17 protein-coding genes are annotated in these 15944 nt (G+C 55.7%); 7 read left to right on the top strand and 10 right to left on the bottom strand.

Annotated features, from left to right (window positions below):
• Positions 1-76: 76 nt before the first annotated feature.
• A complete protein-coding gene (locus ACTG2U_RS06580; RefSeq protein WP_439974250.1) occupies positions 77-1843 on the bottom strand; it encodes a P-loop NTPase in 1767 nt (588 codons plus the stop codon).
• A 28-nt stretch (positions 1844-1871) separates the two neighbouring features.
• Complete coding sequence (locus ACTG2U_RS06575) at positions 1872-2501, bottom strand: SIR2 family protein (RefSeq protein WP_439974249.1); 630 nt, start codon at positions 2499-2501, stop codon at positions 1872-1874.
• 589 nt (positions 2502-3090) lie between these two features.
• Between ACTG2U_RS06575 and ACTG2U_RS06570 the strand changes: the two genes are divergently transcribed.
• From ACTG2U_RS06570 to tsgA, 3 genes are all read left to right on the top strand, one after another.
• Positions 3091-3468, top strand: coding sequence for a hypothetical protein (locus ACTG2U_RS06570; protein WP_439974248.1), 378 nt, complete (start codon positions 3091-3093; stop codon positions 3466-3468).
• Between the two features lie 285 nt (positions 3469-3753).
• Entirely contained in the window at positions 3754-4455 is a 702-nt protein-coding gene (deoD, locus tag ACTG2U_RS06565; RefSeq protein WP_005303072.1) for a purine-nucleoside phosphorylase, read from the top strand.
• Positions 4456-4508: 53 nt separating this feature from the next.
• On the top strand, positions 4509-5672 hold the full coding sequence (tsgA, locus tag ACTG2U_RS06560) for an MFS transporter TsgA (protein WP_439974247.1): 1164 nt from the start codon (positions 4509-4511) through the stop codon (positions 5670-5672).
• Between the two features lie 82 nt (positions 5673-5754).
• Here tsgA and ACTG2U_RS06555 read toward each other — a convergent pair whose 3' ends face one another.
• Positions 5755-6432 carry a Crp/Fnr family transcriptional regulator gene (locus ACTG2U_RS06555; protein ID WP_257124591.1) on the bottom strand — a complete coding sequence of 226 codons (678 nt, stop codon included), beginning with the start codon at positions 6430-6432 and terminating at the stop codon, positions 5755-5757.
• A gap of 210 nt (positions 6433-6642) precedes the next feature.
• Between ACTG2U_RS06555 and ACTG2U_RS06550 the strand changes: the two genes are divergently transcribed.
• Together ACTG2U_RS06550 and ACTG2U_RS06545 are read left to right on the top strand one after the other, a co-directional pair.
• Complete coding sequence (locus tag ACTG2U_RS06550; protein WP_323906292.1) at positions 6643-6981, top strand: YcgJ family protein; 339 nt, start codon at positions 6643-6645, stop codon at positions 6979-6981.
• Positions 6982-7027: 46 nt separating this feature from the next.
• Positions 7028-7609: a DUF1349 domain-containing protein gene (locus tag ACTG2U_RS06545; protein WP_439975112.1), complete on the top strand. Its 582-nt coding sequence runs from the start codon at positions 7028-7030 to the stop codon at positions 7607-7609.
• A gap of 79 nt (positions 7610-7688) precedes the next feature.
• Here the strand turns inward: ACTG2U_RS06545 and rimO are convergent, their stop codons facing one another.
• Positions 7689-9017 (bottom strand): 30S ribosomal protein S12 methylthiotransferase RimO, encoded by a 1329-nt coding sequence (rimO, locus tag ACTG2U_RS06540; RefSeq protein WP_075115685.1) that lies wholly within the window; start codon positions 9015-9017, stop codon positions 7689-7691.
• Between the two features lie 292 nt (positions 9018-9309).
• On the opposite strand from rimO, the gene ACTG2U_RS06535 reads away from it, so the two are divergent.
• Positions 9310-10434 carry an HD-GYP domain-containing protein gene (locus ACTG2U_RS06535; protein ID WP_075115686.1) on the top strand — a complete coding sequence of 375 codons (1125 nt, stop codon included), beginning with the start codon at positions 9310-9312 and terminating at the stop codon, positions 10432-10434.
• Between the two features lie 161 nt (positions 10435-10595).
• Here the strand turns inward: ACTG2U_RS06535 and ACTG2U_RS06530 are convergent, their stop codons facing one another.
• From ACTG2U_RS06530 to ACTG2U_RS06505, 6 genes are all read right to left on the bottom strand, one after another.
• The gene (locus tag ACTG2U_RS06530; protein WP_005338109.1) at positions 10596-10781 is read right to left on the bottom strand and encodes a hypothetical protein; all 186 of its coding nucleotides are present in this window, start codon (positions 10779-10781) and stop codon (positions 10596-10598) included.
• Positions 10782-10823: 42 nt separating this feature from the next.
• The gene (locus tag ACTG2U_RS06525) at positions 10824-11405 is read right to left on the bottom strand and encodes a NifB/NifX family molybdenum-iron cluster-binding protein (RefSeq protein WP_270660063.1); all 582 of its coding nucleotides are present in this window, start codon (positions 11403-11405) and stop codon (positions 10824-10826) included.
• The gene (locus ACTG2U_RS06520; RefSeq protein ID WP_270660065.1) at positions 11402-11716 is read right to left on the bottom strand and encodes a DUF134 domain-containing protein; all 315 of its coding nucleotides are present in this window, start codon (positions 11714-11716) and stop codon (positions 11402-11404) included. The genes ACTG2U_RS06525 and ACTG2U_RS06520 overlap by 4 nt, the downstream gene beginning before the upstream one ends.
• A 224-nt stretch (positions 11717-11940) precedes the next feature.
• Positions 11941-13122: a dicarboxylate/amino acid:cation symporter gene (locus ACTG2U_RS06515; RefSeq protein WP_139477220.1), complete on the bottom strand. Its 1182-nt coding sequence runs from the start codon at positions 13120-13122 to the stop codon at positions 11941-11943.
• Between the two features lie 192 nt (positions 13123-13314).
• The gene (locus ACTG2U_RS06510) at positions 13315-13866 is read right to left on the bottom strand and encodes a hypothetical protein (protein WP_439974246.1); all 552 of its coding nucleotides are present in this window, start codon (positions 13864-13866) and stop codon (positions 13315-13317) included.
• Between the two features lie 105 nt (positions 13867-13971).
• A complete protein-coding gene (locus tag ACTG2U_RS06505) occupies positions 13972-14610 on the bottom strand; it encodes a TetR family transcriptional regulator (protein WP_439974245.1) in 639 nt (212 codons plus the stop codon).
• Between the two features lie 140 nt (positions 14611-14750).
• Between ACTG2U_RS06505 and ACTG2U_RS06500 the strand changes: the two genes are divergently transcribed.
• Complete coding sequence (locus tag ACTG2U_RS06500) at positions 14751-15944, top strand: efflux RND transporter periplasmic adaptor subunit (protein WP_199428315.1); 1194 nt, start codon at positions 14751-14753, stop codon at positions 15942-15944.

Here is a 15944-nt window from a genome sequence, read left to right as displayed (position 1 = left end):
CTGCATGGCCATCTCCCCCTCTTCCCTTGCGTCATCTGTTTCCTCAGATGACAGCTGATAACTAGAACTGTACAGACTAGAGCTGCATTGATAGTTTATTGAAAAGCATCTGAGTCTTACTTAATATTGTCATGCTTATTCCACTGTCTTTATCTTCCATAATTTTATTTATATCATCTAACGTTTTCTTACATAGTGCATGGAATAATTGCTTATGTTTTTTAGAAAGTTTGATGTAACTGTCCTTATAAAAAACATCATAATTTAACAATTGTCTTATCTTATATATTTCAGTGGGAGTACCGTTTAGAAGTGAATCTGCTCTTTGAAAGTGGTCAAAAGCTACATTTCCATCCAATATGTTTTTAGTGGAAATAAGCAGTAGTTTAGCTTGTTGTGTATCAATGTTGAATGTATGGTAGTTAGTTTTTTTCCACGCTATATTATAGGCTTCATCAAGTCTTTTTTGCGCTGTAGGAAAATCGTGAAATGCTAAATAACACATAGCATACTGCAACCAGAAGTGAGGATCGTTAGTTAACCATTTTATATATGTTTTCAATTGCTCGTAGTATGATTGCATATTACCGAGTTTTGTGTTTGCTGGCATTATTCTTTCTATGAAAGAAAATTTAAGCATCGATTTGAAGATTTGTTCTTCTATTTTTCCATTAAAACGTAATTTCTCAAATGTGGTAGCAATAGAAAGAAGGTATTTGGTGACATTTGTTGCGGAGAAGTAATTCTTAATGATAAATATACTAAAAAGGGATGAGCACGCAATAAATTGACCACTATCCAGTGTTTTGAAAATTAGTTTGAATTTATCATCTGTTGTATAGTAGGGGGAGTATATCTCATCAGAATTTGATAGATCAGAAATTATACTTCTAGTTAAAGGAATATTTAATATATTACACAAGCATATAGAGAAAATAGTTTGAGATCTCTGTGATGTGATGACATGTCTCATAACATCATCTAACTTCCCTTTTATTTGTGGTGATTCCAAAATAACCAGTAGCGTTATAGATAATTGCGCATCGTGCTCATTCTTTATGATGTTTTTCTTATCATTCAAACTTATGCCAGCATTTTCCCCCCAAGCACCAAGGTTGTTCATTATTTCAACGAACTCTAGGATTTCGCTATCGCTCAAAATATCTACATTAAATTCACTGTAGTTAAAGTTATACGAAGCTAGTTTTCTTCTACCATATTCATGCTCTGATATCCTGCCTGATAATATAAGTCTAATATTTTTTGGTGATGAGGTTGAAACATACTCAATCACAGGAAGATATCGCTCATAATTGTCTATAAATATAATGTTGTTATCATTTGTTTTTGATAAGTAATCAATGTCTGATGTATAGTCTGCGTCACTATCATCTAGCTCAAAAACTTGGAATCCGCTTGATGCAAGTACTGGTTTAAGTTGCTTTATTAAAATTGACTTGCCATTTCCTAATGCTCCATATATAACAATGTTTTGCTCATTATGAATATATTTTATAATTGTTTCGACTTGCTCTCGTTTTATTAAAAATGGAGTTTTTATGTTTCCTAGCATAAATTCATCGATTAATCTTTCATCAATGACACCATATGCAAGCATATTTTCAATATCATGGTCACGAATGGATATATCGTGAGGCTCAGTTATGTCATACTTACTAAGTGACTGTAACTTATACGGAATATGATGATTATCATCTTGGTTGTTTATTAAAGAATCGCTTTTTATTATTTCATTACTAAATTCACATACACCAATAGGATATATCTCGCCATATTTACTAAGAATGAATCTTTCTTTTTCAGCAGGTGTCGGGGATGTCACAAAGAAAGTTTTATTTCTATATATATCATTATCTTTTAGTAATTTTTTTTATTTCGAAATCATATAGTGAGTATCCGATGAAAACAATTGCCTCCGCTTTGTCAAGATCTCTCTTGAATATAGGGAACCAAGGTGAATTGTGAAACGGGTCAGCAGTTATATATGATGAATCTGTTAGCTTGAAACTAGAGTGCAGTGACTCTCTTGATAAAGATGATATAGAACCATTTATATGTAAACACAATAGATTGTTATTAAAGAATTCAGATGTTGTGTCTGATATGCTAGCACTGTCAATTACAACTCCATTAGCTACACAGGATTGCTCTATTATATTGTCATAATTTGTAGTGTATATTCTCTTCCACGGTAAACTACATATTTTTTTATGATGTTCTGCAATCTCTGATATTGTGTATTCATTTTTTAATTTTTCAATTATCTTAGATGGGCCGAACTTATCAATATAGAGCTCAGATGTGTAATACAAATCTTCACTTTCTCCTACATTAGATTCTTTTGATAAATACATCGATAGACTTCTTGAGTCTAATGGTGATGTTTTATTAATGTTTTTTGCCCCATATGAAAATCCGGCTCCACAGAACAAAATGGATTTCTTATTTTTTATGATTGAAATTAGTGTACTTAGTTCCATGTTTATATCCTAAGTGTAAACTTACACAGATAATTGATTAGTGTTATATCGATAGGGTTTTGTATTTATGTAAGGCCTTAAAAGGCAGGGATTGTATTTGATTTTCGCCGCTTCACAAAACTCTACGCTACCGCCCGTGGATTACAGCTTCCAAAATGCTCCATTAACCAGCGAGGGTAGCAGCCCATCGCAGATGAATAGGCACCGGATGGCTATGTTAAGCCAATCGAATCTGGTCGTGCCAGTCAAAAAATGACGTAACTATCAGAAAAATAGCCTTTTTTGCGCTGGCTCAACAAATCGCCCTGACCGGGCACTGGATTCCCATGGCCCTTGATTTTATTGGGGTTGGCGGGCGTGGGTTGGAATAGGGTGGCTGGCTTGCCGTTGAGGAGGGGTTGGTGGGGATAATCCCGCGCGGCCAATTGGCGCTATAGTGCGGGCGATAGTTGCCCTGTGCTCCGCTCCCAAGCTGGCGAGGCGGGGGATCTGGGGCAACAATCAGCTGTTGCAATCACAGCCATTTGCAACACACCGTCATGCAAATATGACCATGCAAACACATCACCAGATAGAGAGGAGATCTCCCATGAAGCGTACCATCCTGTTCGGCCTGCTCTGCGGCAGCGTGCTGCTGGCCAATCCGGTCTTTGCCAACGACACAGCCCAGTTGCAGTGCGAGGCGCAGGCCGCAGCCAAAAAGCTTAACGGCGCCGTCAAGACCAGCTTTGTCGGTAAGTGCGTGAAAGATGCCGCTGGCGCTGCGACCGGCGAGTGCGAGAAGGCGGCCGCCGACAAGAAGCTGGCCGGTGCGGCCAAGAACAGCTTTATCCAGAAGTGCGTGAAGACGGGCGCGGCGATCGATCCGGCGGCCAAGTGCGAGAAGGCGGCGGCCGACAAGAAGCTGGCTGGCGCGGCCAAGAACAGCTTTGTCCAGAAGTGCGTGAAGGATAGCGCCGCCAAGTAAGGCATCTTCTCATCCGGTGTGTTTGCGGGGGGCCATCAGGCCCCCCGCGCTTTTGGGGCGCAGGGGCGTTATCTCTAAGCGGGTGATGCGAGCTTGCAGCAAGGGCAGGGGTTGGATTGTGCGGGGCGGACAAACGGCTGCGAAGGCGGGCAAGCGGGGTGGCCCCGGAGAAGTTGCCGGAACTGGGATCTCGATCGGGGCAACAGGACTTTTGTCCTGCAAGGGGCGAGGGGGCGGGGGCTAGGATGCCCTCATCCACACGAGTCAAACTGGAGCACAACAATAATGACCGCTCATATCAATGCCAACCCGGGCGATTTCGCCGAGACCGTCATCATGCCGGGGGACCCGCTGCGGGCCCGCTATATCGCCGAGACCTTTCTGACCGATGCGCGCGAGGTGACCAATGTGCGCAATATGCTGGGCTACACCGGCTACTACAACGGCCAGCGCATCTCGGTGATGGGCCACGGCATGGGGATCCCCTCCATGGTGCTCTACGCCCACGAGCTGGTGAACGACTTCGGGGTCAAGCGGATCATCCGCATCGGCAGTCTGGGGGCGACCCAGCGCCACGTGCAGATGCGTGACGTCATTCTGGCGCAGGCGGCGGGCACCGACTCCCCGACCAACGCCAAGCGCAGCGCCGGTTACCAGATGGCCACCTCGGCCGACTTCGCCCTGCTGCACAAGGCCTTTACCAAGGCGCAGGAGAAGGCCATTCCGGTCAAGGTGGGCAATATCTTCACCGGCGACCTCTATTACGATCCGGACGAAAACCTCATTCCGGCGCTGGAGAAGTTCGGCGTGCTCGGCATCGACATGGAGGTGGCCGGTCTCTACGGGCTGGCCCATCAGCAGGGGATCGAGGCGCTCGCCATCCTGACTGTCTCCGACCACTGCCTGACCGGTGAAGAGACTACTGCCGAGGAGCGGCAACTCTCCTTCAACCAGATGATCGAGCTGGCGCTGCACACCGCGCTGTAAGCGCCGCAGCCCGCCCAACCCTGCACGCACCCTGACCTTATGAGAGATCCAATATGAACAATAAGCTCTCCCTCACTGCCATCAGCTTCCTAGCCAACTTCGTGATGGCCGGTTTTGCGACCCAGTTCGGCATGCTGATTGACCCCATCGCCGCCAAGTTCGGCGCCGACGTCAATCAGGTGGCCTCCATCTTCTCCCTGCTCAACGGCGGGGCGCTGGCGGGCACCATTGCCGCCTTCTTCCTCATCGAGAAGGTGGGCCTCAAGCGGATGACGCTGCTCTGCTATGGCCTGATCGCGCTGGCGGCGGCTTCGCTCCATCTGACCGGCTCGCTCTATGTGGTGATGACGGCCATGACGGTGATCGGCCTGTGCGGCGGGGTGGGGCTCTGCATTGCGGGGACGCTGGTGGTGAGCGTCTGGCAGGCGCGAATGCAGAGCACCATGCTGGTGGTGCAGGATGCCACCTTCAACGTGGCCGGGGTGGTCTTCCCGCTTATCACTACCTACACCCTGACTCACGCCATGGCGTGGAGCTGGAGCTATCTGGCGGTGGGTGTGGTGGCGCTGGCGACCATGCTGGTGGCGGTGCTGACCAACTTCCGCAGCTGCGAGGCGGGCGGCGAGAGCGCTGGCAACGAGCACTCGGAGTGGAACCTCGGCATCATCAGCGGCGGGCTTGGGCTCTTTCTGGGCATGCTGGCGCTCTACACCTTCCTCACTTGGGCGCCCATGTTCGTGAAGAACAAGTTCGGCATCCCCTTCGAGGAGGCGGGCAATATCATCACCCAGTACTGGACGGCGGCCCTGCTCGGCGCGCTGGTCTCGACCGCCATCGTGACCCGCGTTGCGATCCGCACTTTCCTCTTGGTGATCATCACGCTGGCGATGGGGATGACGGCGCTTATCGTCACCACTGACAACCTGAGCCAGCTGCCTTACCTCACTTACGGTTACGGCTTTGTTTGCGCGGCGCTCTACAACGCCTTTATCGCCTACGGGGTGTCGTTTGTGCGTCAGGCGTCGAGCAAGAACGTCTCCTACATCCTCATCAGCGGCAGCGCGGGGGCCATGTTCAGTCCGGCCATCAGCGCCATGTTCGAGCAGGTGATCGGCTTGCAGGCGGTGATGTACGCCATCCCGCTTATCTATGGCGTGATCCTCGCCATGCTGGTAGCATCGCTGCGCATGGCTCGGCCCCAGCCTTGTCTGGCCTGAGCGGGAGAGTAAACAGCAAGAGGGGCGGTATCGACCGCCCCTCTTTTTTGTTGCTGTTCAGCTGGCGACTGATGCCCACTGGTTATGGCTGGTCCAGAAAGGCCTTGAGCCCAGCCAGATCGCGGATCTGCAACCCCTCTTCGCCGCGCTCCACCAGTCCTTTATCCATCAGCTCCTTCACCGCCCGCCGGTAGACTCGATCCGTGGTGCCGAAGCGTTCCGCCTCCTGATATCCCTTGCGAAAGCCGCTCACCGGGTTGTCGTGGCAGTGGCTGTGATAGAGGTCGAGGGCGATGTTGTAGCTGATGGGGTAGAGCATGCGGCAGGTGAAGATATCCACCGTGTCCTGATAGTCGATGGCAATGGCGGTGGCAAAGAAGAGCGCCACCTTGGGGTGGGCGACCAGCGCCTGTTCCAGCTGCTCGCCATCGATGCGGGCCACTTCCAGCGGCTCCTCGGCGATGATGTCGAGCTGGCAGCGGTAGCCGGTGAAGAACTCCATCTCGCCAAACAGCTGGTTGTCGCACTCAAGGGTGCCGAGCTGAAAGCGGCGGCCATTCATGGCGGTGTGGCCCATGGCGATGCGCCCGCTTGGCACCAGCACCAGATCCCGCAATAGCTCCCCCTGACGCATCAGGGGCTCCCCCTCGGGGATCAGGCACCGCTCAATGATGCAGGAGATGACCACCTGTTCGATCAGATCGTGGCTGGCCTGCCAGTGGGGCTGAAAGCGCCCCTTGAGAAGGGGTTTGAGTTGCATGGCGGACTCTTTGACTGACGTGTACAGGCGGCTATTACACATGTTCGCCTCGCGATAAGCCAGCCTCGCGGCGGTGGCGGCCCGCTTGGCGCCAAGCCTCGTTTTGGGCTTTGCGCGGTAACCGGCTTATGGGGCGGCTGGAAATTGGCCATCACGGAAGCAGAGTGATAAATTAACGCCCTGATTTGCAAGGTTTATCAAGGTAACACCATGTTCAAACGCTCGGCTGCGCTGGTGGCGCTGCTGCTAATCGGGGGCGTTCACGCGGCTCCGGCCGTTTTCTCTCCCGCCGCCAAGGTGGTGTGCGACAAGAAGGGCGGCTATTGCGCCAATCCGCAGGGGATCTCCATCGGCCTGACCCGCGCCCATCTCGGGGAGCAGGCGGCCAGCCGTTTGCAGAAGAACCTGCAGGGGGCCGACCCTGGCAGCTACACCCTGAGCAACGGGGTGCATTGCGAGAGCAGTGAGCAGCAGTGCTACAAGGATCGCTACTTCCCGCGCACCAAAGAGAGCCACTTCACCGCCATCCTCTTCAAACAGGACAAGTAAGCGGGTCGCTGGTGGCAAGTTGGCGAAACAACAGGAGTTGAACGAGATGATGGAAGGGACGCAATGGCGCTGGCTCAATGAACCGGCCGAGTGGCACCAGACAAACGACGGTTTGCAGGTGGTAACGGATCAGCAGACCGATTTTTGGCGCAGTACCTGGTATGGCTTCGAGCGCCACAGCGGCCATCTCTATGGTTGCGAGGTGGCAGGGGAGTTTACCTTTCAGGTCTGCGTCGAGGGGGAGTTCACCACCCTCTACGATCAGGCGGGGCTGATGCTGCTACAAGACGAGGCGCACTGGCTGAAAGCGGGGATCGAGTACAACGATGCCCAGCCGATGATCGGCAGCGTGCTGACCAATCCGCGCTCTGACTGGGCCACCGGTATTTTCAGCGGTAATCCGCAGCGCTTCTGGCTGCGGCTGACCCGGCTGGCCGATTGCCTGCGTTTGCAATACTCCACCGATGGCAAGGTGTGGCCGCTGCTGCGCCTCGCCCCGTTCCCGCCAAGCGAACGCTGCTTTATCGGGGTGATGTGCTGCACGCCGGAGCGGCAGGGGCTGGCGGTGCGATTCTCTGACTTGCGCCTCACGCCGCCCCTTGGCAAGGCGCTCCATGATTTGAGCTAGGCCAGCGGTTTTGCCTGCGACATTGAGCCAATAAAAAAGCGCCCGCAGGCGCTTTTTCATTTGGCTGGTAAGGCCTCAATTAGCTGATCAGGCTGGCCCACAGGTCATATTCGTCGGATTCGTCGATCCGCACCTTGACCATGTCCCCCGGCTTGAGGCCGGTTTCGCCGTTGAGGTAGACCAGACCGTCGATCTCCGGCGCATCGGCGAAGGAGCGGCCAGTGGCGCCCTCTTCGTCCACTTCGTCGATGATAACGGTCATCTCCTGACCCACTTTACGGGCCAGCTTGCGGATGGAGACCTGCTGTTGCAGCTCCATAAAGCGCTGGAAGCGCTCTTCCTGAATCTCTTCCGGTACCGGATCCGGCAGCTCGTTGGCCAGTGCCCCTTCGACCGGGCTGTATTTGAAGCAGCCGACGCGATCCAGCTCCGCCTTGTCGATAAAGTCCAGCAGCATCTGGAAATCTTCCTCGGTCTCGCCCGGGAAGCCGACGATAAAGGTGGAGCGCAGGGTGATCTGTGGGCAGATCTCGCGCCATTTCTGGATCCGCTCCAGGGTACGCTCGACCGAACCCGGGCGCTTCATCAGTTTCAGGATGCGCGGGCTGGCGTGCTGCAGCGGGATGTCGAGGTAGGGCAGGATCTTGCCATCGCGCATCAGCGGGATGACGTCATCTACGTGCGGGTAGGGGTAGACGTAGTGCAGGCGCACCCAGATATCGAGCTTGGCCAGCTCTTCGCACAGGGCAACCATGCTGGTCTTGACCGGCATGCCGTCGTAGAAACCGGTGCGGTGCTTCACATCGACGCCGTAGGCGGAGGTGTCCTGGGAGATCACCAGCAGCTCCTTCACGCCCGCCTCTTTCAGGCGCTTGGCTTCCGCCAGCACGTCGCCGATGGGGCGGCTCACCAGATCCCCGCGCATGGAGGGGATGATGCAGAAGGTGCAGCGGTGGTTGCAGCCCTCGGAAATCTTCAGATAGGCGTAGTGGCGCGGGGTCAGCTTGACGCCATGGGCCGGAACCAGACTGGTGAAGGGGTTGTGCTGCGGTTTCTCCACATATTTGTGGACGTGACCCAGCACCTCTTCATAGGCGTGGGGGCCGGTGATCTCGAGCACCTTGGGGTGGATCTCGCGGATCTGATTCTCTTTGGCGCCGAGGCAACCGGTGACGATCACCTTGCCATTCTCGGCCAGCGCTTCGCCGATCGCTTCCAGCGACTCTTGCACCGCGCTGTCGATAAAGCCGCAGGTGTTGACGACGACCAGCTCGGCATCGTCATAGCTGGGCACCACATCGTACCCTTCGGTACGCAGCTGGGTCAGGATGCGTTCTGAATCGACCAGGTTTTTGGGGCAACCCAAGGAGACGAATCCTACTTTGGGGGCCTGTTTTGTGTTGGACATCGCTCAATCACTCTTAGGTGGCTCTTCTTTAAGGGCGCGGATTTTACCGGAATGGTTAACCAAAAACTATACAGCCAGCATGGCAGAACCGAACAATATCTCCGACCAGGCAAGATTGGGCCGCACCAGCAGCCGGTGATGGCTCGCCCTTGGTAGGGCTATTGCCTCTGCCATGCAGGCTTGTTGTGAGGAAGCTGCTTTGTTGATTTTTCTGTCAATTTTGACGCTGTGGCGGGGAGAGCTTCAAAGGGAGTCACTATACTTCCATCACGGGGTCCCGTTGGAGAAGGCGATGGAAAGTTCATTTGGCGAAAAAATGCAAAGCGTACATGCCACGCTCAGGCAGCGCTTTGACAAGCTGAGTCGGGTGGCCATCGCGATTTACGATCCCCATACCGATCAGCTCAAGACCTTTGCCCACAGCACAGAGGGGCCCTCGCCGCTGGTGCAGTATGAGGTGAAGCTGAGCGATGTCCCCTCCCTGAGTTATCTGGCGGAGCACAAGCAGCCCCGGGTGCTCGGCAATCTCGATGCCCTGCGTGGCTCTGCATCGGAGCATAGCCGCAAGGTACTGGAGGCTGGTTATGCCTCCAGCTATACCGAGCCGCTGCTGTTCAACAGCAAGCTGTTTGGCTTTCTGTTTTGTGATGCTATGGAGCCGGGATACTTCGAGGAGCCGATCCGCAGCGAGCTGTCGGCCTATGCCCAGGCGCTCTCGGCCATCATTGCGGTGGAGTTTTTCTCCATCCAGACCCTTGGCGGCGCGCTGACCACGGCGCGGGAGTTCAGCCGTTATCGGGATGAGGAGACCGCCAACCATCTGCACCGGATGTCGGCCTACTCCCGGCTGATCGCCAAGACGCTGGCCCCGACTTGCGGGCTGAGCGATGAGGAGGTGGAGTTTATCTACCTCTTCTCCGAGCTGCACGACATCGGCAAGATCGCGGTGCCGGATGCCATTTTGCTCAAGCCGGGCAAGCTGACCCCGGAAGAGTTCGAGATCATGAAGATCCACCCCGGCAAGGGGCGGGAGATGATCAGTCTGATGATCAACGAGTTTGGTCTCGATGGCATTCACCATACCGATATGCTGACCAATATCATCGCCAGCCATCACGAACGCTTTGACGGCACTGGCTATCCGCTGGGGCTGGCGGGTGAGGCGATCCCGCTGGCGGCACGCATCGTGACGGTGGCCGACGTGTTTGATGCCCTGACCAGCGAGCGCCCCTACAAGAAGGCATGGCCGTTCGAGACGGCGTTTGCCTATCTGGAGGAGCATGCCGGCAGCCAGTTTGATCCCGCCTGTGTCGCCGCGGCCCTGCACAACAAGGCCGAGTTTTATGCCATCTATCAGCAGTATCAGGATCCGGCCTGCTCTGCGAGCGTGGCGGCCAGCGGCGCAGAGCCTTGTTGAGCACGTGTGATGCGCGTAAGGGCAAAGTGGCGGAACAAGCATGACGAGAAATAAATAGAGAGGGGGCACCAGCAGGTGCCCCCTCTCTTTTATGCGACTTTCTATTTATGCGCCCTTATTTTGCCGACCTTGTATCTGCGGCTAGGGCGGCTGCGGTCAGGTTACTTTTTGGGCGTCGGCTCGCTGATTTGATAGAGGTGATCCGCGCAGGCGCTGGAGCAGCCACAGGGGCGCACCTCTTTATCTTCCCGTTTCTGGGCAAGCTGATATTGGCGCCACCAGATGATGGTGCCCATGGCCAGGATCAACACGAACGAGGCGAGCAGGCTCAACAACCAGATGGACATGATCTCTTCTCCTTGATGGTGATGACATGCACAGCGATGGCATCAGTGATGATGGCAGCAACCGCCCTGCTGGTTGGCGCCTTCACTGCCGTGACAACAAGTATGGCCTTGCAGTGGGCTCTCTGCCTGATTGCTACTACTGGCGCAACAGTGATCGGAGCCATTGTTGCAACCACCGTGACAATTCGCATGGCTGTGGCCTGCTCCGATGGGCTGGATGGCACGGATCGCCGATTTGCTCTGATGACGGCGAGACGGACGGCCCTGACTGGCCTCGGTGAGAGGTTGCAGATTGGCGGGGGCCAGCAGCGCGGGCAGCGGCAGGCGGGCAGAGCGGCATTGCAGCACCCGGATATTGACCGCCAGCAGGCGACTTAGCATCCGCTCGCCGATATTGCGCACCACCACCTGACCCACCTGATGATGGGCGAGGGCGTCGAGCAGCGCTTGCTTGCCGTGGCAGCCTTCGGCTGCGGCAGGGTTGGTCAGGGTGGCGATGACGTTCCCTTCGGGGTTAAGAATTTGCAGCTGCTCGGCACGGGTAAAGTGGCCAGCCAGCAGCCCCTGACTCAGCATCAGGGCGCTGTTGCAGAGGGTGGTGGTCATGGTTGTGACAGCATTCATGTCGGCTCTTCTCCACTGGTTGGGTGGTCGGGCTCGGCGGGTTGCATCATCAATGCCTTGCCCAGACTCAGACACTCCACCACCTTGTAGCGCCCTTTTTTCAGGATATTGGCCAGGGTCTGACGGGAGACCCCCATCACCAGGGCGGCCTCCTGCTGCTGCATTCCTTGAAGGTCGACGAGGCGCAGTGCCTCGAACTCATCAGGGGCCAGCGTGACCTGTTCCAGCTGATGCATGGGGTGGCCGTTGGGTTTGAAGCAGCTGTTGGCGGGGCGGCCACAGATCTGGCGGGCAATCTTGGGTCTTGGCATGGTGGCTCCTAATTGGCATAAGCCATTTATACGCTCATATGTGGCATATGCCAATAATTTTGTCGGATGTAGAGAGCTGCGCCAGTGCTGTTCACGGCAGAGAGGGGTAAAGAGGGGGAGGAGGAATACGTACAAAAGCAGTGAAGGTGGCAGAAACGACGCAGGCCCGAACAGAGGTTCGGGCCTGCGGTTTTGCAGAGGATGGTCGAGCTATCCCGGCGAGCTTACGCCTGTTCGGCCTCGGCCACTGGAGCTGCGTTCTCGCTACCGTTGGCGAAGCGATCCGCCCACAGGGCGATCACGCCGTCACCGGTGACGTTGCAGGCGGTGCCGAAGCTGTCCTGCGCCAGATAGAGGGCGATCATCAGGGCGATGGAGGCTTCACCAAAGCCGAGCATGGAGGTGAGCAGGCCCAGCGCCGACATCACGCCACCACCTGGCGCGCCCGGTGCGGCGATCATGATGACACCCAGCATCATGATGAAGGGGAGCATGGTCTCGATGCCCGGAATGGCCAGATGCTCGGAGAGGAACATCACCGCGGTGGCGCAGGTGACCAGGGTAATGGTGGAGCCACAGAGGTGAATGGTGGCACACAGCGGCACGGTAAAGTTGGCGATACCGTCGCTCACGCCGTTGTTCTTGCTCGATTGCAGGGCGACCGGAATGGTGGCGGCGCTCGACATGGTCCCCAGCGCGGTGAAGTAGGCGGGCAGCATGTTCTTGATGAGCTGGGCCGGTGAGCGGCCAAGGGCCAGACCGGTACCCACGAACAGCACGGAGAGCCAGATCCAGTGCATCAGGATGGCCATCACCAGTACCACGCCGAAGGTTTTCAGGGTGGCGAATACGGTGCCTTCTACCGTCATCTCGACAAAGACGCCCGCGATATAGAACGGCAGCAGCGGAATGATCACCTTGGCCAGCAGGCGGTCGATGATGTCACGACCCTGATCGGCGACCCGGCGCAGATCGGTGGCCTGGGTGGCGCTGATGCCGATGCCGAACACGAAGGCAGCGGCCAGTGCCGACATCACGCCAAACAGCGGTGGTATCTCCAGATTGACGTAGGAGGCGAGCTTGATAGCCGTGGCCGTGGTGGGCTCGGCGGCGGTGGTGAACTGCGGGATCAGGTGGCTCGCCACGGTAAAGGCGAACAGCCCCGCCAGAATGGTGGAGCAGTAGGAGAGGGCCACGGTTTTGCCCAGCAGCTTGCCGGAGTTTTTCGGCAGGCTGGCGATGCCGCTCATGATAAAGAACAGAATGATGAGCGGAATGGTGAAGGTGATCAGCTGACCTATCACTGTCTTGGCCGTAAACAGCACGCGCGCCACCCACTCAGGGGCGTAGAGACCGAGCAAGAGACCGGCAAGGATGCCAGCAATGAGTTTCAGGACAAGTTTCATAAGGAAATCCGGAGTTGGTTGTATTGTCTGTTTTGTTATTAAAATTTGATATTAATCACACTTTTTAACACGTAAGCCGTGTTATGTCTGCCTTTTCTGCGTTAACGCCGAGTTAAATATTGTCGAAAGCCAAGATCGCCGACTAGCTGTCGGCTTGACGTTGAACTGGAAAATCCGTGATGAATTAGCCTGTTAGGTGGCCTGATGATCGCCACGCAGCAACATGACGTACTGATTGGCGTTTTGACTTGAGGAATCTGACGTACTGGCTGATACGGTTTCCATCGGCGCCAGTTGCAGCGCTATCCCGGATGTGGTGATCAGTTGCTGTAGCTGAGCGTGACTTATCTTGCCGCTTGGCGGCAGGGGGAAGCAGAGCAGAGCACCCGCTTTGAGCAGGGTCGCCAGCTGTTGCAACAGGGGGACAAGAGTGGCTGCGTCGCTATCAAGCTGGCGGCTTAACCAGATGCCATCGTAAGGGAGCACCGAGTGCATCTTCGCCAGTGGGCAGACCCGCACTGCTTGCCCGGATTGCTGCGAGGCGACTTTGGCGTCGGCCAGTACCGCTTCACAGGCAGTGACCACATACCCTTCTGCACGCAGCCAGCACAGATCCTCCCCCATACCGCATTGACCATTGAGCAGGTGAGCACCGGGTTTGAGACACGCCACAAAGGCAGCTCGAACGTGGGCGTGCTGGTCGTTAAATGGCCGGGAAGCGGGGATGGCGTCAGAGTGTGGCACAGGGGTTACCTCAAGCAGGGGGCGCACAGGGTAACAAATCGGGGCCTGACTGCCAAAACGTGCGGTCAGTCCCCGATTTGGATGTGAGGACGTTGCCGGAGCCGGTTAGCGACCACAGGCAGGCCCGTGGGGTTGGGCCAGCATGGTGAACATGCTCTCTATCAGGAAGGCTGATTCGCTCTGCAGGTCGATCCGCCCCGGAAAGTGGAGCCAGTTGATGATGTAACCATCCAGAGTGCAGTGGAGCAGGGTGGCGGCGCGCTGCAGGTTGAGGTTGGCGGGCAGTTGGCCCCGCCGTACCGCGTTGGCCAGGGTGGTCTCCAAGTCCCGGAAGAAGTTGGCAGACTGGCTGCGGATATGCTCGCGCAGTGAGATGGCTTCCCCCTCCAGCGATTCGAGATTGAACAGGATGGTGAACATCTGCCGCTGGGCCGGATTGTGAACGAAGCTGTAGAGCACCCCTTCGAAGAAGAGGCGCAGTTGCCCCAGCGGATCCGGCTCATCTGGATTGAGGCAGGCGTCGAGCTGGTGGGCAAGGGGGCTGCAGAGCTCCTGCCAGAGCGAAATGAAGAGTTCATCCTTGTTCTTGAAGTGCCAATAGATGGCCCCGCGGGTCAGGTCTGCCGCCCTGGCGATGTCGGTCAGGCTGGTCTTGGCCAGGCCCTGAGAGCAGAACAGATCCAGCGCCGTGCTCATGATGTGGCAGCGGGTTTGCTGCGCCTCTTCTTTGGTTCGTCTGGCCATCGAAATTTGTGCCTCATGCAAGCAAAAAGTCACTTACATACATTTATGAATGTATGTATATTGCCTCATCTTTCGACTATTTACCAACAGGGCCCATGCGGCCCTGATTGTTCATTGACTGGCAAAGGCTCAGGTGTTTCATGCATAAACATATTCTTGCTCGTTCAGTTGGTCTTGCCTTGCTGGCTACAGGCTTGCTGGCAGGTTGTGGTGACAAGGGGGGCGCACCTCAGGGACAGGGCGACATGCCCCCCGCGGCGGTCAACGTGGTGACCCTGCAGAGCGGTCCGCTGATGTTGACCACCGAGTTGACCGGCCGCAGCGCCCCGTTGCGGGTGGCCGAAGTGCGTCCGCAAGTGAGCGGCATCATCCTCAAGCGCCTCTTTACCGAGGGAAGCGATGTGAAGGCGGGCGATCTGCTCTATCAGATCGATCCGGCTGTCTATCAGGCGGCAGTCGCCAGCGCCAAGGCCAATCTGGCCAAGGCCGAGGCCAACGAGCAGAGTGCCCGCCTCAAGGCGCAGCGCTATCAGGAGCTGCTCAAGGTCAAATCCATCAGCCGTCAGGACTATGACGACGCCGACGCCAGCTGGAAGCAGGCCAAGGCGGAGATCATGGCGAGCAAGGCGGCCCTGCGCACTGCCGAGATCAATCTCGGTTACACCCGCATCACCGCCCCCATCAGTGGCCGCATAGGTAAATCCGCGGTGACAGAGGGGGCGCTGGTGACCGCCCAGCAGGCTGACAGCCTGACCGCCATTCAGCAGCTCGATCCCATGTATGTGGATGTGCGTCAGTCCACCGCCGATCTGCTGCGCCTCAAGCGACTGGTCGCCGAGGGTAAGCTGACCCAGGACGAGCAGAAGGGGGCCAAGGTGACCTTCCAGCTGGAAGATGGCTCCACTTACGGCGAAGAGGGCTCGTTGCAGTTCTCCGATGTGACCGTGGATGAGACCTCCGGCATGGTGACCCTGCGGGTGATTGTGCCCAACCCTCACCAGCTGCTGCTGCCCGGCATGTTTATGCGCGCCACCCTGCAAGAAGGTGAGCGGGCGCAAGGGCTGCTGGTGCCGCAAACGGCCGTGACTCGCACCCCCAATGGCGGTGCCACCGTGATGGTGGTAACCGCTGACAACAAGGTGGAGCTGCGCAACGTGCAGCTGAGCCGGGTCGTTGGCAGCAACTGGGTGGTGGAGTCAGGGCTCACCTCCGGCGAGCGGGTGATCGTGGCTGGCTTGCAGAAAGTACGACCGGGCGCCGTGGTCAATCCCGCCGAGCAGGGTGCTGATGCAGCGTCTGCTCAAGCTGCGTCCAACACCCCGGCCAACAAGTAG

The sequence above is a fragment of the Aeromonas sp. 95A genome (genome assembly GCF_051919235.1).
Classification (GTDB): Bacteria; Pseudomonadota; Gammaproteobacteria; order Enterobacterales; family Aeromonadaceae; genus Aeromonas; species Aeromonas veronii.
The sequence above is the reverse complement of the archived record's forward strand: the minus strand, read 5'-3'. Positions and strand labels throughout refer to the sequence as shown.